This is a genomic window from Pseudoalteromonas rubra (genome assembly GCF_005887115.1).
Taxonomy (GTDB): domain Bacteria; phylum Pseudomonadota; class Gammaproteobacteria; order Enterobacterales; family Alteromonadaceae; genus Pseudoalteromonas; species Pseudoalteromonas rubra_F.
Genome location: NZ_PNCJ01000030.1, coordinates 11,672 through 31,306, shown reverse-complemented (window position 1 = coordinate 31,306; position 19,635 = coordinate 11,672). Strand labels below are relative to the sequence as shown.

Below are 19,635 nucleotides of genomic sequence, written 5' to 3'. Positions count from 1 at the left end.
ACTGCCACCGTAGGAGATAACCCTATGAAATATAATAAAACCCTATCGGCTATGGCCGTGGGGATGACCTTGGCTGGTGCCAATCAGGCGCTTGCACATGGCTATATGGACTTTCCGAAGGCCCGTCAGGCGATTTGTCAGGAGCAGGGCGGTTTCTGGTGGCCAAAAGATGGTTCCAAAATCCCCAATGCAGCTTGCCGTGCCGCATTTTTGAAATCCGGCCATGTGCAGTTTATCCAGAAGCATGAATTTGCCGTCAATACGGCAGAGTTTAACGATCAAAGTGCGGTCGAGGCCAATATTCCCGATGGGACTTTATGCCATGCCGGTGATAAAAACAAAGCTGGCATGGGCTTACCCTCAAAAGACTGGCAGAAAACCCCTGTGACGGTCGATGGTAAAGGGCAAATCAAGATCCGTTATCGCGCCACAACGCCGCACAACCCGAGTTTTTGGCAGTTCTATCTGACCAGGCCGGGTGTTGATTTTGAAAACAAAGCGCTCAGCTGGGCTGATCTGGAGCTGGTGCAAAGTCATGGCAATATTGACTTTTTTATGGCACCCGACGGCAAACGTTACTACGAGATGACAGTGGCCATTCCTGACAAGTTTTCAGGCGATGCTGTGCTGTACAGTCGCTGGCAAAGGGATGATGTGGTCGGAGAAGGTTTTTACAACTGCAGTGATATTACTCTCATCAGAGACGCTGAACCCCAGCCGCCACAAAGCTGGCATAGCGCCGGGTATTATCTGCGTCAGGGGCAGCAGGCCAATATTGGCGACACGGTCTGGCTGCGGGCGTTCGACGGCAACGGCAAAGAACTTATTCAGGAAAAGCTCACCATTTCTGAGCAGCGTGTTGCCGACTGGCCAGCGTATTTTGCGACTCAGCTCAATGAGGTGTTTGCTGCACTGATCCGTATTGGGGTGCAAGATGAGCATGGCAATATTCACTTTGATGCAACCAATCTGGCGAGCAATCAGGTTTTTGTGAGCGACCAGACGCATACCTTTAATCTCAGCGTGGTTGCAAAGCCTGTGAATACACCACCGACAGTGCATACCCCGGCCGTATTGACAGTGCAAGAAGGACAAAGCGCACATTTGCATGTGCATGCCTTTGATGACCAGCAAAGCAGACTGGATTTCGACTGGCAGTTGCCTGCCCAAGTCAGTTACACCGGCAACGGGGCAACCATCACAGTTACGGCCCCACAAGTAGATAAAGACACACAATTTAGCGGCAAAGTCACTGTTTCCGACGGGCAACTTAGCACCTCAGTCAATCTAGTCATTGCCGTGACCAACCAAAATGATACCCCGGCACCGCCCGATAGTGATGCCTGGCAGGCGGATAAGGTCTATACAGGCGGAGATATTGTCAGCTTTAACGGCAGCCAATATCGCGCCAAATGGTGGGTTCGCGGGCAACGTCCCGATATCAGCCATGCCTGGGAGCGCATTGCACCGCCTTCTGAACCAAAAGACCAATGGCAAGCCTCCGTGGCTTACGCCGGCGGCGCAATTGTGCGCTATCAGGGCGAGCGTTATCAGGCGCGCTGGTGGACCCGAGGCCAGCAACCTGGCAAGCACAGCGTGTGGAAAAAACTATAACAACAAAACGAGGAAAAAACATGTTTAACTATTTGATCAGTGCGGCTGCGGTCGCGTCAGCTTTATCAGTAGCGACAGCAGTCGCTGCACCATCAACCCCGAGCATCAACTGGAAACCACAAAACTACTCCTTTGTGGATGTGAACATTTATGGCAGAGGCTCCTACAAACAGCTGATCCAGGCCAAAGAGGTAGTGGATATCGCTATCGAATGGAATGCCTGGTCGGGCAAAGGGGGTGACAGTTACAAAGTGTACTTTGATGACGAGGTGGTTAATGAAGGGCAGCTGGCGAAAGGCACCACCAGTGGGGTGATCCGCTTCCCTTATCATAAATCAGGGCGGCATGAATTGCGCATTGCATTGTGTGATGCGTCGGGTTGTACGACCTCTGCCAGTAAGCCCATCGTAATTGCGGATACCGATGGCGGGCACCTGGAACCACTCAAGCTAAACGTCAACCCAAATAACAAGCAATATGACACCGACCCCAATACCGTGGTAGGTGCCTATTTTGTTGAGTGGGGCATATACGGCCGAAGCTTTGATGTGACCCAAATCCCGGCGGATAACCTGACCCACCTTTTATATGGCTTTATTCCTATTTGTGGCCCCAATGACTCGCTGGCTGAGATTGAAAATGGCAATAGTCTGCGTGCCTTAAAGCTGGCCTGTGGCAGCTCTAAAGACTATGAAGTGGTGATCCATGACCCCTGGGCTGCGGTGCAAAAAGCCCTGCCGGGGATCAGCAGTAAAGATCCAATTCGTGGCACCTATGCGCAATTAATGGCGCTGAAACAACGCAACCCGGATCTGAAGATCTTGCCGTCGGTGGGGGGCTGGACTTTATCCGATCCCTTCTTTGATTTCACGGACAAAGCAAACCGCGACACCTTTGTGAAGTCAATGCGCGAGTTTCTGACTACCTGGAAATTTTATGACGGCGTAGACATTGATTGGGAGTTCCCCGGTGGTGATGGTGCTCACCCTGATTTGGGCGCCAGCACGGATGGCGAAACCTATGTGTTGCTGATGAAAGAACTCAGAGAGATGTTGGACGAGCTGGAAGTTCAAACCGGTCGTGAATACGAATTAACTTCGGCCATTGGTACTGGCTGGGACAAAATCGAAGATGTTGATTATCGCGATGCTGCCCAGTACATGGACTACATCTTTGCCATGACCTATGACTTTTACGGCGGCTGGAATAACGAAACAGGCCATCAGACGGGCATTTACTGTGGTTCACATCTGAGTTCAGATGAATGCCGGGGCACAGGTGTTGATGAGCAAGGTGAAGCAAGGAAAGGCCCTGCTTATACGCTGGACAATGCCATTCAGTTACTACTCAAGCAAGGCGTTCCCAGCGAAAAACTGGTCGTCGGTGCAGCCATGTACGGACGTGGCTGGGAAGGGGTATATCCCAAAAATGCCAAAATCGCCGACAACCCGATGACGGCACCGGCCAATGGTAAGTTACGAGGCAGCACGTCACAGGGCGTCTGGGAAGCGGGTGTCATCGACTATAAAGGTCTAAAGGCGCACATGATTGGCAGTGGTGAGCAGGGCATTAATGGCTTTGAAGTGGGTTATGACTCCACCGCTGAAGCGGCCTATGTGTGGAATCGCGATACAGGCACCCTGGTGACCTATGACAGCCCGCGTTCGGTAAAAGCCAAGGGTCAGTATGTCCGTGAACACAATCTGGGTGGTTTGTTTGCCTGGGAAATTGATGCGGATAATGGCGATATTCTCAATGCCATGCACGAAGGGCTGGCCGGGAAAGTGACTGAGCCGGTACCTGTGAACAAAGCACCCATAGTCACAATACCTGCAAGCCTGACGTTGACGGCGGGTGACATCTATATCCTGACTGCCGACGCGCGAGATCCTGAAAGTAAAGCGCTGACCTATCGCTGGTCAGGCGATGCTCAGCTGAATCTGCAAAGCGAGCATGACAGCGTTATCGTGACGGCGCCCAATGTCACTCAGGACGCGGTGTTTACTGTCAACTTACAGGTCTCCGATGGGGTAAACCAAGTACAGCGACAAGTCAAAGTACAGGTGAAGGCACCGGTAGTTGAAAACAAAGCCCCCGTTGTTGGAGACATAGCGAGTATTAGCCTGGATGAAAAGTCTAGCAAAACGCTGACTGTGGGGGCCTCTGATCCTGAAGGTAAAGCACTGAGTTATCAATGGAATGTGCCTGGTCACACAATCAGTGGTCAGGGCGCGTCTGTCACTTTGACCGCCTCTGAAGTAGCTAAAACACAGACTGTGACCGGGACTGTGACCGTCAGCGATGGCGTCTATGAAGTACGACGTCAATTCAATGTCACAATAAACAATCTGACTGAAACACCTGAGCCGACACCAGGTGACGGCAACACCACCTGGGATGCCAATAAAGTGTATGTAGGCGGCGACAAGGTGTTTTACAAAGGTGTGGAATATCGCGCTCGCTGGTGGACACGAGGTGCGTTGCCTTCCAATGGCGGTGTATGGCAGGAGATCATTCCAGACGATGGCAAAGTGCGTGCCTGGCGCAGTGACCTGGTTTATACCGGCGGTGACAAAGTAACACATGGCGGCGAAACCTGGCAGGCACGCTGGTGGACCCGTGGTCAGGCGCCTGGCAGTAACGGTGTGTGGCGCAAGCTATAAATTAATCGACTGTTACGGATAACGCCTGTGAGCGCAGGGATGCGCTTCCAAAGATAAATAAAAACAACGAACAAAAAGAGTAAAATCATGTATAAGTTATCACCCATAGCGTCTTTTCTCGCTGCAGTGAGTGTATTTGGTGCTACTGCAAACACCGCACCGATCAGTGTCCACAGTAACAAACAGCTGGAATCTCAGCTGATTGAACAGTTGCAGCAGTCAACGCGCTTTTTCCAGTCCCGTCAGGCAAGTACTCAGCCAGATTTTGAATTTAAAACCCACAGCCGTAGCGAAGATGGCAAGCACCTGCGTCGCAGTCAGTATTACCAGGGAATACGGGTACACGGTGGTGAAATTGTGACCCATCATGATGCGCAAAACCTGCTCAGTGTGTGGTTTTCCCCTGAGGGGAATATCACGGGTGTCAGTGGCTCAGTGGTCCCGGCGCCTAAGCTGGATTCGGTTGTGGCGTCAATTGATGAAGCGCGAGCTTTGCGTAGCGCAAAAGCCAGTATCCCGAACCTTTTGCTGACCCGGGACGAACAGATTGAACTGGTGGTGTACCCCTATCAGAATGGGTTCAGATTGGCCTATCGGATCAGCTTTTTTGCTGAGACAGAGCAAGCACCCAGCCGACCGGAGTTCTTTATTGATGCCCATAGTGCAGAGGTATTGAGTCATGGTGAGACCCTGACTCACGGCAAAATTGGCACAGGTCCGGGCGGCAATGAAAAAATCGGCCGCCACTATTATGGTGAGGACAAGCCAAAGTTTTATGCCACAGAGCGTGCAGATGGACGTTGTGCCCTGGCGCATGATGATATTCGCGTGATCGACATGGAACACGACATCAGTAATACAGAGACCTTTGTGTTTGATTGCCATGAGAACCAGCATAAGTCAGTTAACGGTGCTTATTCTCCACTCAATGATGCCATGTATTATGGTAAAGCAACGCTGGAGATGTTTGATGACTGGTACAGCAGCCGCGCACTGGAAGGCGATTTAGTGATGCGTGTTCATTACCGTGAAAATTACCTGAATGCATTTTGGAATGGCAAGGAGGTGACTTTTGGTGACGGAAATTTATCTCGTTATGGCGTGTATCCTTTTACATCGCTGGGCGTGGTCGCCCATGAAATTGCCCATGGTGTGACGTCACAAAACTCAAGACTGGTGTACAGCAGTATGTCTGGCGGTGTGAACGAAGCGTTTTCAGATATGACATCGGAAGCACTGGAGTGCTTTTTGAATCAAGACGCTGATGGCAATTGTGAAGTGGATTGGTTAATAGGCGCCAGCATTTTCAAAAACCGCGCAGCGCTGCGTTATATGGATGACCCGACGAAAGACGGAAAGTCCATTGGTCATGCGGATGACTACACCATAGGGCTGGATGTCCACTATAGCTCGGGGGTGTTTAACAAAGCATTTTATCATCTGGCCAATACGCCCGGTTGGGGGGTGAAAAAAGCCTATGAAGTGATGTTACATGCCAACAAACACTATTGGGTTTACAACGGCAATTTTGAGTCGCTGGCTTGCGGGGTAACAGATGCTGCCGAGGAGCTGGGCTACGACATAAAAGAGGTTGGCGACGCGTTTAAACAAGTGGGGGTCTTTGCCTGTACAGAAAATAAAGCACCGGAAATTACCATAACAAATCCGGGTGAGGGGAGTCGCTTTAAGATTAACTCAGTGCTGACCTTCAGTGCTGATGCAAAAGATGACTATGGTGAGGTTGCAAGAGTGACCTTTATGGTGAACGGTAAACAATATCGGACATTGACCGCTGAACCGTTTGAGGTGCGCTGGCAAAGCGATGAAACCGGTATCTATCAACTCAATGCTGTCGTAGAAGATAACGAAGGGCTGACAGTCACCTCAGAGCCTGTGCAATTTACTTTAATAGACCCTGCACAATGTCAGACTCCTCCGTGGAGAGAAAATCAGGTCTATGTACAGGGCAATAAAGCTGCCTTTGATGGCTATGAATATATCGCCAAATGGTGGAACCGAGGCCAGAGTCCCGAGCATAACTCGGGTTCCTGGGGCGTATGGCAGCGTGGTGTTGAGTGCGGTGTCACTCAGGAGCAGCCAAATCAGATACCTGAATTGGCCTTTTTATCACCAGATAATCACCTCGAAGTGAGTGAAGGCAGTAAGGTGGCGGTGGCATTAAATGCAACCGACAGAGATGGCACAATTAAACAGGTACTCGTTAGTGTCAATGGGCAGCTGCTGAGTGAGCTGACTCAAGCACCTTATGCATTTAACTTCAACGCAAAACAAGCTGGAAAATACACACTGAGCGCGGTTGCCATAGATAACAAGGATGCCCGCTCCGCAGTGGCGACACGCACAATCAAAGTGAATGCAGCAAAAAGTGAGACCCATGCACCAGAAGTAACTCTGAACAGCCCTAAAAATGGCAGTGAGTTTGCCCCGGGGCAGCCAATAGCATTGCAAGTCAGCGCGTTTGACAGGGATGGTGACTTGGCTCAGATCCGCTATTTTGTTAATGACAAACAGGTGGCAAGCAGTCACACAAAACCTTACTCTACATCGGTGACCTTGAGCGAAGCGGGTGCATATGAGGTATTTGCGGTGGCCAGCGATAAAAGTGGGCTACAAACTCGCTCAGCCACGCACAACATAAGCGTCAAAACGAAGACTCCCGGATGTCGGGTCGGTGCCTGGTCCGCCAATGCGATTTATACCGCTGGCGATCAGGTGAGTTTTAACGGTCGATTGTTTGAGGCCAAGTGGTGGACACGCAACCAGAATCCTGCCGACAACTCTAGCCGCTGGGCAGTGTGGAAAGCCAAAGGTGATTGCAAGTAAATAACAATAAGGGCCCGAGCAGCGTTTGCTTTGGGCCCGTATCAACCTAATTGCTCGAGCCATGAAGTCAGCGTTGCTACAGCCGAATATATCCTTTTCCTGAGCAGAGGGTAACATTTAATAACACGCAATCGATTGTTACCCAAACTCATACAGATAGAATATGCCGAAGAAGTAAAGTAAGGATAACAATCAATGAAGATACAAACACTGTGCGCGCTGGCGCTATCGGGCATGCTGGCTGGCTGTGGTTCGGGAAGCAATGGCACTACATCGGGTCCCGATGAGCCACCAAAGCCCAGCGCACAAAAATCCAAAACGGTCACCCAAGGGTTTGAGGTTCACATTTTCAATCGAATGGCGGAACAAGACACACAAAACCCAGAATATATTCGAGACACACCGTATCAGGTAGCTGAGGAAGTGGCCTATCAGGATATTATTTTTGGGCTGGACACTCAAACGATGCCGGTCACAACGGCATCCTGGCTTGACATACCTCATTCGTTTTCATTGATCAAAAAAGCCTATGCGTTGTCACCCGTACCGCCTCAAACAGAAGAAAACATCGTCTCAATTGACATTACTTCAGCCACAGACTTTAGCCAGGCATATCCGTCTGGTAGCAATCTAAATGGGCTATTCTCGGTAACTTACGCTGATGCACTGAATAAGTACTACTCCTACAAAAACGAGACGAAAACGTTTTTTACAGTTGAGGAGTATGTGCAATATGGTCGGGCTAATGGTGGGCTAAATGCCGGGTTTACACGCAATCTGGTGTTGAATAGCGGGCCAGACTATCCAGTAAATATGACTTTTTATATCGAAATTGAATTAGACAATGGCAAAATCTTCTCCCTTGAAACACAAGAAGTTGCCCTTAAGCGTATCGATATGTAAAGCCTGGATGAGTTATGGGGGTGTGGTTGTACCAATCGATTGTTTTCAGTGTTCCTGAGTGCAACGGAAGGTCAAAAATATATGCTCATCAACAATGTGCCATGCAAGCAGATATAATGCAGATAAGGGCCCGTTTACTAAAGACGTTTTGATGTAAAAGCCGGAGCAAATAATCCGGCTTTTACATCGAGGTTACTCTATCCTGGAAAGCTAGTACTGCTGTACTACCTTAACGGCATCCGTCACCGCATCGGATGATACAAAACCAATGGTATCTGGGTTTGCTGAGACCATCTTGAGCACCTCAGCATCATTTGATACTTCTTTGGGTGGCGTTCCTTTGCCGGTAAAAATAAGTTTTGACCAATACGCTTTGAGCTGCGCAGACGACTTACTGAGCGCTTTGTTATTAAACTCATCGGTGACTGCATTTCCGGCTTCTTGTGAAACCGGTATCGCTTTGTTTCCGTTGGAGAATGACTTCTCTTTACCTGTAAATATACGCTTAATTGTTGAGGTATCGAAACTACTATCATTGCTGGGGTGAACTACAACGGATACGCCGGCAAAGGCATTCAGCGCCGACGACAATAACACTACACCTATTAATTTTTTCATGTCATTTCCCCTAAAAAACTAAATCAATACCAAGCGTGAGTGATTCGCTGTCGCCTGCTACAGCCAGTGCTGTGGAGTCGTCTTCGACTTTGTCGTACTGTACCTTAAAGGCGGCTGATGGATGAAAATCCCATCTGACCCCAACGGCACGGGTGTCGTGTTTTTCCGGGTCGTCACCATCTTTTTGCTCAAAGTTGGAGTACATAATATAGGGGGTGATACTGTCAAAGCGGTAACCTGCACTGATCATATAGGTATCCAGGTCACCATCCAGATCAAGGCGGTTAAATTCAGATAGAATAAAGACATTACCAAAGTCAGCGTTGGCGGCCAGACCATAGAACTTACCATCTCGCGAATCCGAACCATTCCACATTTCAGGCTCACCGTTACGGAAGCGCTTGTTGGTGTAGCGCATATGCGTAAAGCGCAGTTCAAGCCAGTCGTAACTGAGTTGTACTACTCCACCTAAAATGTCTTCCCAGATCTCGCGGGTTGGCGTCTGGAAGAAAAACTCAGAAAGGAGTTTATTTTCGGTGTCATCCTCACGTCCGGTATAGACGTTAGCAGTCACCCCCCAGTCACCGATTGACCCGCTATATAACAGGTTGACACCCTCATAGTTAAAGATTTGCCAGGTGTAGTTGTCGGCAGGGGCTCGCATCCATACATAGGCGTAACCCACGTCATAAAAGTCAGAGTAGTAGAATAAGGGCAGACGCTTTTTACCGGCTTGCAGTGTCCAGCTGTCGTTAATGTCGTATGAGACATAGGCCCATTCAAATTCGGCATCATAGTCATTGGCACCGCGGGCAACGATCTGTCCCGTGACGCTTAACCCTTCACCAAGATCGCCGCTGACCTGTAATCCGATTAAGGATTCCGGCGAGAGTGAAAAGTCTTCTTTATAGGCACTGACTATGGGGTAATCTGCTAAAAAAGTGGGCTCCAGGCCAAACTGAGGCACGCCCGAACCACTTAGGACCTGACCTCCTGTGATACTGGCAAACCCGGATATGTTGACCTCGGCATGAAGCGCTGTCGACGATAAAGCTGCGACCAAGAGAGTATATTTTAGTTTCATGGATAGCTCCGCTAAACTCGTGTTATTGGCACGGCTAAGTATAGTTAAATATGCGAAAAAGAAAGTTTTATTGAATAAATTACGAACAGCGCTAAGCTTTAGCTTGATGGGTGTATGTTAAAGTGGTAGGCGCAAGGAGTCAGGCTGGCCTGTTGTACATCAGAATCGTTTTTACGCTAATTTAGCGTCAGCTTATAAGGTGTGATATGTCGATACTGTCTGGCTTAAAAAACTTAAGTATTTCCAAGAAAATACATGCTCTTACCGTGGTCGCCGTTGCTGCTTTTGTTGTTCTGGTGATGATCAATTATACCTCTTTGCTTGAAAATCAACGGTCTTTGGATGAGCTGGAAAACCAGACTTACAAGCTGCTCATTTTAACGTCGAAGAATGTCACCACAATGCAAGTCATTGACGAAACGTATACGCAGTCAGTCACCTTTGGGGACGCTGAATTGATTGAAAAAGCTCAAAATATGAGTGCTGAGTTACTCGATAGCCTGCGTCAGATACCTGCGTTAAATGAAAACTTTCCGACTGCCTCTACCATAGATGACATCAGAGCCTATGAGACCATCGCCAGAAATATCGCCAGTAGTATGCTCGACGGCACCGCTGACTTTTCGACCCTGCCACAAAAAGCAAACCAAAAGAGAGACCTGTTTGAAGGTGTGATGCAGCGCCTTAGTGATGATCAGAAACGTGCCGATGCGCGCTTTTTTGAGCTGGTGAACAACACCAAAATGAATGCCGATAGTGCATTGGGGATGATGTTTATTGTCGCAATCGTGTCTTTAATCATCGTGATTATTCTCGCCGTACTGATTGCAAAAGGGATAAGCTCAGCGGCCAAAGAAGCGGCCAGCAACCTGCACCTGCTCGCCGAAGGAAAGGGGTCACTCAGCTCGCAGCTAACGGTACACTCAGAAGACGAAATTGGTCAGGTTTCAAAAAACTTTAACGCTTTTATAGGGCTACTAAGAGCAACCGTGGTGGACGTTGTTGCCGTAGTCGAGCCTTTGACCAAAAACTCAACGCGACTGGTAGAGGGCATGCAGTCTGCTGAGCATGCTACGCAAAGACAGTCCAGCGATGCAGAAGTTGTCAGGCAATCTATGGAAGAAATGAAACAAAGTGTGGGAGATATTTCTCAGTCGGCTGCGAGTGCATTTCAGGCCGCTGAGCTGGCCGAAGGTGCGGTTGATGAAAGTATGAAGCAAATCGATGTGTCGGTTGCTCAGTCGCAGGAACTCAGTGCGGAGATCAATAAGGCCGCCAGCACGATCAACAAACTGGCGGACGACACCCAGAATGTCACTCAAATCTTAAATGTAATTACCTCAATCGCCGAGCAAACGAACCTGCTGGCGCTAAATGCCGCAATAGAGGCCGCTCGTGCGGGTGAGCAGGGGCGTGGATTTGCGGTGGTCGCTGACGAAGTAAGAGAGCTGGCTTCGCGTACAGCAAAGTCAACGAATGAAATACGTGAGCTCATTAATGTGCTGACCGTGGCGGCATCCGATTCGGTAAAAGCCATGAACAGTGCGCGGGATATGGCAACCAATAATGCGGAGGCCGCGCAAGCAACAGGCGCATCTATTCAGTTAATCTCAGAGCAGATCCTTGCTATCAACGGGATGAACTCGCAAATAGCGACCGCCACCGAGGAGCAGACCTCCGTTGCTGCTATGGTCGTGACTAATGTATCTAACATGCATAGCTCGTTTGAAGAAACCATGACTGCTCTGTCTCAAGTGGGTGATGTGGCCCAGAATCTACATAAACTGTCAGATAACTTGCTCAGCTCAACGTCTAAATTTAAGGTGTAACACAAACAACAGAGAGTAGTGGTTGTTTGATTGATTTCATTGCGCACTTCAAAGGTGTTTTCCTGTTTTGGGGATACTATGGCAGTGTTTAGTGATCTTCATCGGTTTCGGCTCGTGCAGTTGCTTTACTGAGCATATCGTCTTGTATGTTTTTGTCTACATTCGAGTAAAAAGTCATCGGACGCAAGTCTTAGTTCAATAAATGTTGATAATTGATGTACGCTTTGGCAACAGCAAAAGTAACTGTTTCAGGTAGTATCATGGCTGAATACACATTTCGCTTTAAACGCATCGTGTGTCTATTGTTTTGTCTTGCATTTGGTCCATTGGGTGTGGCAGAACCCTCTGCCACACCTGAGAGTATGGCCGAAAAGATTGAGCACAGTAATGGACATGAAAAAGTCGAGGCGATCATCGAGTATGTTGCAACACACTTTCATTTTCATACCAGCCAGTCATTAGAATATGGATTGCTGGGCCTGGATTTACTGAAAGAGAAGCCAAACGCCGATCAGGCTGCCAGACTATTAAGTCATATGGCGCGTGCGTACATATCTAAGCGTGATCTTAAGCAAGCAAGAGATTCTGCTGATCAGGCGAATCATCAGGCACTGAGAAGCGGCATTGTGTCAAACCAGGTGCTGGCTAAGCTGGTTTCTGCGGATGTTGCAACACGGCAACGAGATCAAGCATTGGCTCAGACAGAGCTTGATTCTGCTATCGAATTAGCAACGCAGATAGGGCACGACAGGTATCTTGCACGCGCGCACCAGTTATCAGGCGTACTCAATGTACGTGTGATGCGTTTTGATGATGCATTAGCCGATTTTCTTTATAGCCTGAATTTATATCGCAACTTACAGGATATCTACAGAGCATCTTCTATTCACCAAAGTCTGGCGTCTTTATACAGAAGAATGAATCTCTACGAAAAGGTGTTGTTTCATCAGAACAAGGCTATCCAGATCGCGTTACAGCTCAAAGATGACAGAAAGCTGGGAGTTTATTACAGCAACATGGGTACTTACTTTGAGGAGATTGGTGACTATAACAGCGCCATAGAGTCGTACCTTAAATCTTTGGCGTATAGGAGAGTCCTAGACTACAAAATGGGTATGATCCACACCTACAATCGCCTGGGCTCCGCATATCGTTTAGCGAAAGACTATAGAAACGCTGAAAATAGCCTTCTGGAGGCACAGCGTTTGAAGCAGGAGATCAATCGCTTTGATACCAACATATCCACGTACCTGGATCTGGGGCGATTGCACATAGATACTGGAGAACTGAAAAAAGCGGAAGACTATCTAAACAAAAGTTTGCCGTTGTATCTGGGGTCACCGTGGGAAGATCGTATAGCTGAGATCTATCAGGCATTCGCGCAATTGTCGTTGCAGCGAGGAGAAGCAGACCAGGCGATTGAGCACTATCTCAGAGCCATTGAAATTGCCCATCGGCATCAAAGAGACACCCTGGTGCTGCAATATCATCGTGAGCTTGCACAGGTCTATGAGCGTGTTGGTCAGGCGCAGGAAGCGCTCAAGTATCTGAACGCATATTTACGGCGTCAAACCGAGTGGGAAGACAGGAATAACCAGTATCGGCTTAGTGCGTTGAGTGTGGAGTTTGACGTAGAAGAAAAGGAACGTGAAATTGCTGCTCTGGTTCAGGAAAACCGAATTAAAGATTTAGAAATAGAAAAACAGGCATTCCAAAAAGGCGTTGTTCTGATTGCGTTGGTGCTGGCATTTGGCACCGTCTTCTTTTTGTATTTTTGGTACAGCAAAAACAAACAACTTAAGGTAGAGCAACGCGCATTGCAACAAGTGAGTGATGCAAAAGAGCGCCTGCGATTGGCTTTATGGGGCAGTGGGGATGAACTATGGGACTGGGATTTAGCAGCAGGTGTTATCACGCGAGATAACCGACTGGGTAACTTGCATTTACCTGACGCACACATAGGCTCTGATCTTGGCACACTCAAAGCGTCCGTTCATCCACAAGACTACCCAAGGTTACAGGCGGCCTTTAACGCACACCTAAGCGGAGAAAGTGACTATTATGAGGTGAGTTACCGGGTTAAAGACAAGCAGGGTAACTGGTTGTGGGTGTTGGACAGGGGCAAAGTTACAGCACGCAACGAGGGTGACGAAGCCATCAGAGCGTGTGGCACAATCAAGGATATTTCAGAACTTAAGGCCACAGAGCTGGCGCTGGCAGAGCTTAATAAATCCCTTGAAAAGCGAGTTGAAGAACGAACCGAGCGTTTGCAACAATCCCGAGATGAGCTGGCACATACCCTGAAAGAGCTCACTGCAACGCAATCTACGCTGGTAGAAGCACAAAAAATGGCGTCTCTTGGACGTCTGGTCAGCGGTGTTGCTCATGAGCTCAACACACCACTGGGCACAGCAATAACAGCAAACTCAGTATTAACTCAGTCTTTGCGAAGCTTTAAGGATAAACTGGACAGTGGCAAGCTGACATTGAGCGACGCTCAGGCCTTTATCGAAGTTTCAGAGTCTAGTGCGCAATTAATGGATGGCAATACAACACGTGCTGCTCAGCTGGTTAAGCGCTTTAAGCAGGCATCTGCACATGAGTATGTCAGCAGTGACGACCCAATAGAACTGAAATCATTTCTCAAGACGTTTTTGGCCTACCGGACAAAGGAAAGCAAAGTAAAGGTTGAGCTTGACTGTCATGGCCCAATCAATATACGTAGTAACGGTCAGGCACTCGAGAAAATACTCGAAGACCTGCTTTCAAATGCGATGAACCATGGCTTCAACGCAGCAGAGGGCCATATTTTGATTCAAGTCAGACAACAAGGAGAAATGATAACCATGCAGTTCTCAGATAATGGTAAGGGGATTGATGAGGCTGAACTTACGCAAATTTTTGAGCCATTTCATACTACTGCGCGCCATAAAGGCAACGTGGGTCTGGGTTTATATATGGTGTTTAATTTGGCGACCTATGTACTGAATGGCAGTATCCAGTGCAAACCCAATGTGCCAAAGGGCTGCACATTCGAGTTGGTTTTTCCGTCAAAAAGACTATAGATTTTTGCAGTGACTTAGTTGAATTAATCGATTCTTTAGGTCAATGTATATGCACCCAAAATAAATACAATAAGGAGCTCTGCGTGACAGAGTTACTGGTCCCATATCAACTGACTATTCTGGTGCTCGGGTTAACGGGTGGTTTGTTTTTAATTCAACTGGCGATTGTTGATATTATCGCAATTAAGCAAAAGCATCCGCCCGGCGTGGCGGTCACGCAGGACCCTCAAACGCTGTTGTTTCGTAGTAACCGCGTATTTGCCAATAGCAACGAAACAGTGGGGATCTTGCTACTGGTGGTGCTTTTTGCGGTTTTCTCGGGTACACATCCGGGTTGGCTAAACGGATTAGCTGTCACATATCTGCTGTCCAGAGTCGGGCATATGGTGTGTTACTACTTAGACCTGAAACTATTGCGAAGTATCTCTTTCGGCGTCTGTTATCTCAGCCTGTTGGCTATTTTTATTAGTGGTATGACCGCCTGGTTAAGTTAATGCTGGCGTGTGTATTCAGGTTATAGCGCGAATTATGATGCCGGGATCGGTGATCCCTTCTTTTTTCAGCGCCTCCTGAATGTTTTTGATCATGTCAAAATACTGCTCCTGCAACTGCATCAGATACTGGCTTTTCATTTCTGTCAGTTGCTGAGTCGCCTCATCCGGTTCTCGCTCTGTTTGCAATGCCATTAACTCTTCTTTGAGTAAGGTCATTTCTTCTTTGAGCTTTTCCAGACGCTCCAGCATTCGCTGGATATAGGCAGGGACATCTTCAAATTCCTCAGCGTCTTCTTTGGCTTTTTCCCCGGACAGTACATGCTTGTCTTCATTAGATAAAGTTATGCCCTGGGCTTCTTCTGCGGTATCTGTTGCAGACGGCGTCGTCTGTTGTTCTTTGGTTGCAGCCACTTCGTCTGTCGCGGTGGCTGCAGGTTTACTCTGAAAAGCGGTAATGTCTCTGGATGTTTGGTGAATTATAAATGTCATAGCACTTTCCCTGATCACGCTTGGCTAAACATACACAGTATAGATTAATACTTTTATCTTAATTTATATCGACATTTAATTGGACATCTTTAGGACAAAAGTCACGACAAGTGCGACGGCCTGCGCCAGAATTTGTCTTTTAATATCGGGAGGGCGCCAAGCAAAATCAATAAATAAGCACCAGAGAAAGGCATTATGATCGCCAGTATCACACCAAATAAGGTGAGTGAGGGGGCAAATAGCCCTGGCACGGGTATCTGATATGTGCTGAGTTGACGCAGCACAGAGCCCAGCAGTAAAAACAACACCCCACTGCTTAGAAACCACACGATGGCTTCGCGGTCAAATAGCATACTGCCGTTGACGACGGTTGTTGCGAACCAGCCTTCCTGATGCATTTCAGTGAGTACGTCCCAGCCCATCAATAAACCGACCAGGTTGTGAAGCAGGCCTGTGACAATCAAGCCACTCCCTAAAAAAGCAGCGCGATTCATAATAATGCCTCCAGTTGCGTTTTCGCCTGACGGGAACTCAGTGTCAGGCACTCCTGAACGGACAGGCGAGGGTAGAGCTGCTGTAGTCCCAGAAAAGTGGCATAGCTGGTGGTTGCCAGTTGTTCTGCCTGAGCTCGCTCCAGACCTAAATCAAGGTAACAGGTTTTAAGGTAATGCTGACGCTGAGCGTCTATGGTGCACAAGTGATGCTGGATGCTGGTATCTTTCAGGGCCCAGGCGCGAATATGCAGTTCGGCTTCTATGTCCGTGGCTGCAATGGCCTCATCGAGGCGTTCCAGTCTGGTCATGGGGCAGGGCTGTGTATCGGCAATGCTAATCAGGCGTGCTGTGGCTTGTTCATACCAGTAAGTCATCAGTGCATCGATAAAAGCCTGGCGATTTTTAAAGTGATGATAGAAAGAGCCTTTGGTTACTTTTTTACGGCTGCATAGTCGGTCTATTGTCAGGGCGTCCGGCCCGTTACTGATCAGCGTTTTTAGTGCAAATGCCAGCCAACTCTGTTTTGCATCGCTCATAATCTGCCTGCCTTCTTGGCATTGTGAATAACGCTGCGAGCGATGACATAATGAAAGGGCAAAATGGCAGTGAGATAAGTGCGGCCAATTAACGTTTTTGGATTGACCAAGGTAGATATTACCACAGTATTTTGCTGTTTTTTAACGCTCAGGAAAAAGGCCATATGGCGATCCTCAGCGCTGCTGATGATCTCTTCAGGGTGCTTTTCGCAAACGTTCAGAAAACCTGCCTGATCGCCCACATCCAGCTCATCACTGGCAGGCTCCATCGTGTTTTGCCCGACTGAAAAGCCAAATACAGCGACTAACTTATTTCTGAGTCGCATCAATTGTGTTACCCAGCCGGGCATAGTATTAAAAATCCGGTATTGCAGCTGAGAAGGTGTTAAGGATGGTGTATCGAGTGTGACCTGTAGTGCGTCACGAAAATGGTGTGTACGTGCTTTGGCCTGAAGGCGATCGTGCTCAGGCTTCAGGCTCAAGATCTGACTGAACATAAAACAACTCCGTTTGATGATAATTGAACATACCATACTGTATGGTATGTTTTTCTGCAACAGTTTTGCGTGTTTTTTATTCGAGAGTAATAAACGGGGCGTAAGCCGGGTCAGTGGTAATGACCCGGCAAAAAAGCGTAGCTTAGAAAGTCCAGGCCAGGTGCACCTGAGGCACTGACTCGTTGGTGTCTGTGCCCAGTTTATTGCGCCAGTACTGCCATTCGATACCCAGCATCAGCTGGTTTTCGGGCATCTCCAGTGCATGACCCAGATCCCAGCGCAGAATAGGCTGCGCCAGTAGCCAGCCTTTCACATCACCGCCCACTTCGTTATCACGGCCAGTAATGTACTCAACATGACCTGTAAACTCGAACTTTTGTCCGCCAATGGTAAACGGGTAGCCCCAGGCCACATCCAGCATATAACTGTTGGTCTCTTTCGGCGCGCCGCCAGCATTAACGCCGCGACTGTCGTCGATGTAACCTGTCAAAGTAGTAGAGAAGAAGCTAAACCCGTCGATATTCCAGGAAAGCTTTACGCCTGGTAGGTACTTCATGACCTTGGCATCGCCCGCGGCGTTAAAGCCCATCACAATCCCAACGTCCTGAAGCGCAGAGTCATGAAACTTCAGATCTGCCAGTTTCCCCAGGCTAAATGTGGAGTACCACTCGCCATAAAAGTCGCCATCCTGATAGCCATCGTCTAAATCATCTGTGCTGTAGTCGATAAAGAAGAAGTTATCGCCATAGCGGTAACCGGAGGCATGTTGCAAAGAATAAATCGTCTGATTGGCTTCTTGCTGGCTAAATGGGTTTTTAAACTCACCGTGATTAAGGTGAAGCTGAGTGTTGCTCCAGTCAGCCGCCGCAGCGGTACCAGCACTAAGCATAAGACTGGCAGTAAGCGCAGAAAAAAGAGGTGTTTTCATTGTTTCTCGTGTGTATGGGGTTATAAACAGCTGAATTATAAACGCAAATCAACAAACAAGGGGAATAAAAACACGCATTTTCTTGGTTTAGAACAAATAATGGCATCCTCAGGATGCCATTTTTGTTTGGTGATCAGTCTTTATGACGGCGCAAACATATAACGGCAATGGCCGTAAACGCCAGAATAAAGCAGTAAAAGGACGAGGTAGAGACTTCCCACGGGCTGATCTTAAAGGTCGCACCCAGCAACAAAGCTTGTGCGCCATAAGGCAGCGAGCCCTGCATGACACAGGCAAAAATATCCAGCAGGCTGGCTGAACGCTTACCAGAGATCTCACCATCATCCGCCAGCTTTTTAGCAACCGGACCGGCGACAATAATACTCACAGTGTTATTAGCGATACACAGGTTACTGGTCAGCACCAGCGCGGCAATACCCAGCTGATCGGCCACTTTTCTGTGCCATTTGGCAATGATGGCCGTAATTGCCTGGATCTTATGTGCCAGATAATCCAGTCCGCCATTGACGCGGATAAATTCAGACAAGCCACCGATGAACATAGATAACAGGAAAATTTCCTGCATGTCACTGAAGCCTTTGTATACGTCTTTAACGAAAGCGGCACCCTGATAATCGCCGGTGAACCCCATGAGTGCGGCAAAGATAATACCACTAAAGAGCACCACAAAGACGTTAATGCCAATCACTGCCAGTACCAAAATAAAGGCATAAGGCAGCACCAGCAGCCAGTCAAACGGCTTGGTTTCAACTGCTTGGGGTTCAGGGGTTAAAAACACCAGTAATGCAACCGTAAGCGCAGCAGCGGGCAGGGCAATTTTCAGGTTTTCTCTGAACTTGTCTTTCATTTCACAACCCTGAGTACGAGTTGCTGCAATGGTGGTATCAGAAATGATAGACAGGTTATCACCAAACATCGCACCGGAGACAATAGTACCTGCCATCAGGGCGGGATCGATACCGGTTTTAACAGATACCGCATAAGCAATTGGGCCGATGGCACCGATAGTACCCATGGACGTTCCCATCGCCGTCGAAACCACTGCCGCGATTAAAAACAGCCCGGGTAACAACAGGCTTGGCGGGATCAGCGATAAACCAGCATTGACAACGGCATCAACGCCGCCCGTGGCGCTGGCCACCGACGAGAACGCACCGGCGAGCAAGTAAATTAAACACATGGTGATGATATTGCTGTGTCCGGCGCCTTTGATAAAGGTTTCAACGCTCTGGTTGATGGTGCCTTTGTTGATCCAAAACGCGATCACTATGGCGGGCAAAATGGCAACCGGTGCCGGTAGCTGATAAAAAGCATAGTCGACGCCCTGTGATTGCAGGTACAGACCTGCGCCCAGGAACAGGCCAACAAAGGTTAAAAGTGGTAGCAAAGAAAGCTTTGCTTGTGTGTGATTTAAGTTTGGCTGCATAGCACTCCCCAAAAACTAACCACAGCCAACGAATCCATTATTAGCTGCATTTAAACTACATCGCCCGCAATAATTGAAATCGGCGAGGGCGGAAGTTTATATGGTTAGACGTCCAAAGTCCATGGTGTTT

15 protein-coding genes are annotated in these 19,635 nt (G+C 48.3%); 7 read left to right on the top strand and 8 right to left on the bottom strand.

The genetic code is table 11. The features are described 5' to 3' along the window. Positions 1-24 precede the first annotated feature (24 nt). The 4 genes from CWB98_RS18150 (at position 25) to CWB98_RS18135 (ending at position 8,024) form a co-directional block, all read left to right on the top strand. Positions 25-1,614 (top strand): lytic polysaccharide monooxygenase, encoded by a 1,590-nt coding sequence (locus CWB98_RS18150; protein ID WP_138546135.1) that lies wholly within the window; start codon positions 25-27, stop codon positions 1,612-1,614. A 20-nt stretch (positions 1,615-1,634) separates the two neighbouring features. Next, entirely contained in the window at positions 1,635-4,277 is a 2,643-nt protein-coding gene (locus tag CWB98_RS18145) for a glycosyl hydrolase family 18 protein (RefSeq protein WP_138546134.1), read from the top strand. An 87-nt stretch (positions 4,278-4,364) separates the two neighbouring features. Next, a complete protein-coding gene (locus CWB98_RS18140; RefSeq protein ID WP_138546133.1) occupies positions 4,365-7,121 on the top strand; it encodes an Ig-like domain-containing protein in 2,757 nt (918 codons plus the stop codon). A gap of 195 nt (positions 7,122-7,316) precedes the next feature. Next, on the top strand, positions 7,317-8,024 hold the full coding sequence (locus CWB98_RS18135; protein ID WP_138546132.1) for a hypothetical protein: 708 nt from the start codon (positions 7,317-7,319) through the stop codon (positions 8,022-8,024). Positions 8,025-8,234: 210 nt separating this feature from the next. Here the strand turns inward: CWB98_RS18135 and CWB98_RS18130 are convergent, their stop codons facing one another. Continuing rightward, on the bottom strand, positions 8,235-8,642 hold the full coding sequence (locus CWB98_RS18130; protein ID WP_138546131.1) for a phosphate ABC transporter substrate-binding protein: 408 nt from the start codon (positions 8,640-8,642) through the stop codon (positions 8,235-8,237). A 10-nt stretch (positions 8,643-8,652) separates the two neighbouring features. Beyond that, on the bottom strand, positions 8,653-9,726 hold the full coding sequence (locus CWB98_RS18125) for a porin (RefSeq protein ID WP_138546130.1): 1,074 nt from the start codon (positions 9,724-9,726) through the stop codon (positions 8,653-8,655). A 206-nt stretch (positions 9,727-9,932) separates the two neighbouring features. Between CWB98_RS18125 and CWB98_RS18120 the strand changes: the two genes are divergently transcribed. The 3 genes from CWB98_RS18120 (at position 9,933) to CWB98_RS18110 (ending at position 15,114) form a co-directional block, all read left to right on the top strand. Continuing rightward, on the top strand, positions 9,933-11,555 hold the full coding sequence (locus tag CWB98_RS18120; protein WP_138546129.1) for a methyl-accepting chemotaxis protein: 1,623 nt from the start codon (positions 9,933-9,935) through the stop codon (positions 11,553-11,555). A gap of 260 nt (positions 11,556-11,815) precedes the next feature. Continuing rightward, complete coding sequence (locus tag CWB98_RS18115) at positions 11,816-14,620, top strand: tetratricopeptide repeat protein (protein ID WP_171045698.1); 2,805 nt, start codon at positions 11,816-11,818, stop codon at positions 14,618-14,620. Between the two features lie 83 nt (positions 14,621-14,703). Beyond that, on the top strand, positions 14,704-15,114 hold the full coding sequence (locus CWB98_RS18110) for an MAPEG family protein (RefSeq protein ID WP_138546127.1): 411 nt from the start codon (positions 14,704-14,706) through the stop codon (positions 15,112-15,114). 15 nt (positions 15,115-15,129) lie between these two features. Here CWB98_RS18110 and CWB98_RS18105 read toward each other — a convergent pair whose 3' ends face one another. The 6 genes from CWB98_RS18105 to CWB98_RS18080 all read right to left on the bottom strand — a co-directional run bounded on the left by CWB98_RS18105 (position 15,130) and on the right by CWB98_RS18080 (position 19,505). Next, entirely contained in the window at positions 15,130-15,603 is a 474-nt protein-coding gene (locus tag CWB98_RS18105) for a hypothetical protein (RefSeq protein ID WP_054017172.1), read from the bottom strand. Positions 15,604-15,704: 101 nt separating this feature from the next. Further along, on the bottom strand, positions 15,705-16,097 hold the full coding sequence (locus CWB98_RS18100; protein ID WP_138546126.1) for a DUF6463 family protein: 393 nt from the start codon (positions 16,095-16,097) through the stop codon (positions 15,705-15,707). Further along, positions 16,094-16,633, bottom strand: a complete 540-nt coding sequence (locus tag CWB98_RS18095) for a TetR/AcrR family transcriptional regulator (RefSeq protein ID WP_138546125.1) — start codon at positions 16,631-16,633, stop codon at positions 16,094-16,096. Before CWB98_RS18095 ends, CWB98_RS18100 begins: the two co-directional genes overlap by 4 nt. Next, positions 16,630-17,130: a DUF2867 domain-containing protein gene (locus CWB98_RS18090; RefSeq protein ID WP_138546124.1), complete on the bottom strand. Its 501-nt coding sequence runs from the start codon at positions 17,128-17,130 to the stop codon at positions 16,630-16,632. The genes CWB98_RS18095 and CWB98_RS18090 overlap by 4 nt, the downstream gene beginning before the upstream one ends. 142 nt (positions 17,131-17,272) lie before the next feature. Next, complete coding sequence (locus CWB98_RS18085; protein WP_249364717.1) at positions 17,273-18,058, bottom strand: nucleoside-binding protein; 786 nt, start codon at positions 18,056-18,058, stop codon at positions 17,273-17,275. 133 nt (positions 18,059-18,191) lie between these two features. Continuing rightward, positions 18,192-19,505, bottom strand: coding sequence for a Na+/H+ antiporter NhaC family protein (locus tag CWB98_RS18080; protein ID WP_054017177.1), 1,314 nt, complete (start codon positions 19,503-19,505; stop codon positions 18,192-18,194). Positions 19,506-19,635 lie beyond the last annotated feature (130 nt).

What these genes read in the sequence shown, in the direction of transcription:
- CWB98_RS18150 (WP_138546135.1), top strand. Translation starts at nt 25, where the DNA reads ATGAAATATAATAAAACCCTATCGGCTATGGCCGTGGGGATGACCTTG.
- CWB98_RS18145 (WP_138546134.1), top strand. Translation starts at nt 1,635, where the DNA reads ATGTTTAACTATTTGATCAGTGCGGCTGCGGTCGCGTCAGCTTTATCA.
- CWB98_RS18140 (WP_138546133.1), top strand. Translation starts at nt 4,365, where the DNA reads ATGTATAAGTTATCACCCATAGCGTCTTTTCTCGCTGCAGTGAGTGTA.
- CWB98_RS18135 (WP_138546132.1), top strand. Translation starts at nt 7,317, where the DNA reads ATGAAGATACAAACACTGTGCGCGCTGGCGCTATCGGGCATGCTGGCT.
- CWB98_RS18130 (WP_138546131.1), bottom strand. Translation starts at nt 8,642, where the DNA reads ATGAAAAAATTAATAGGTGTAGTGTTATTGTCGTCGGCGCTGAATGCC.
- CWB98_RS18125 (WP_138546130.1), bottom strand. Translation starts at nt 9,726, where the DNA reads ATGAAACTAAAATATACTCTCTTGGTCGCAGCTTTATCGTCGACAGCG.
- CWB98_RS18120 (WP_138546129.1), top strand. Translation starts at nt 9,933, where the DNA reads ATGTCGATACTGTCTGGCTTAAAAAACTTAAGTATTTCCAAGAAAATA.
- CWB98_RS18115 (WP_171045698.1), top strand. Translation starts at nt 11,816, where the DNA reads ATGGCTGAATACACATTTCGCTTTAAACGCATCGTGTGTCTATTGTTT.
- CWB98_RS18105 (WP_054017172.1), bottom strand. Translation starts at nt 15,603, where the DNA reads ATGACATTTATAATTCACCAAACATCCAGAGACATTACCGCTTTTCAG.
- CWB98_RS18100 (WP_138546126.1), bottom strand. Translation starts at nt 16,097, where the DNA reads ATGAATCGCGCTGCTTTTTTAGGGAGTGGCTTGATTGTCACAGGCCTG.
- CWB98_RS18095 (WP_138546125.1), bottom strand. Translation starts at nt 16,633, where the DNA reads ATGAGCGATGCAAAACAGAGTTGGCTGGCATTTGCACTAAAAACGCTG.
- CWB98_RS18090 (WP_138546124.1), bottom strand. Translation starts at nt 17,130, where the DNA reads ATGTTCAGTCAGATCTTGAGCCTGAAGCCTGAGCACGATCGCCTTCAG.
- CWB98_RS18085 (WP_249364717.1), bottom strand. Translation starts at nt 18,058, where the DNA reads ATGAAAACACCTCTTTTTTCTGCGCTTACTGCCAGTCTTATGCTTAGT.
- CWB98_RS18080 (WP_054017177.1), bottom strand. Translation starts at nt 19,505, where the DNA reads ATGCAGCCAAACTTAAATCACACACAAGCAAAGCTTTCTTTGCTACCA.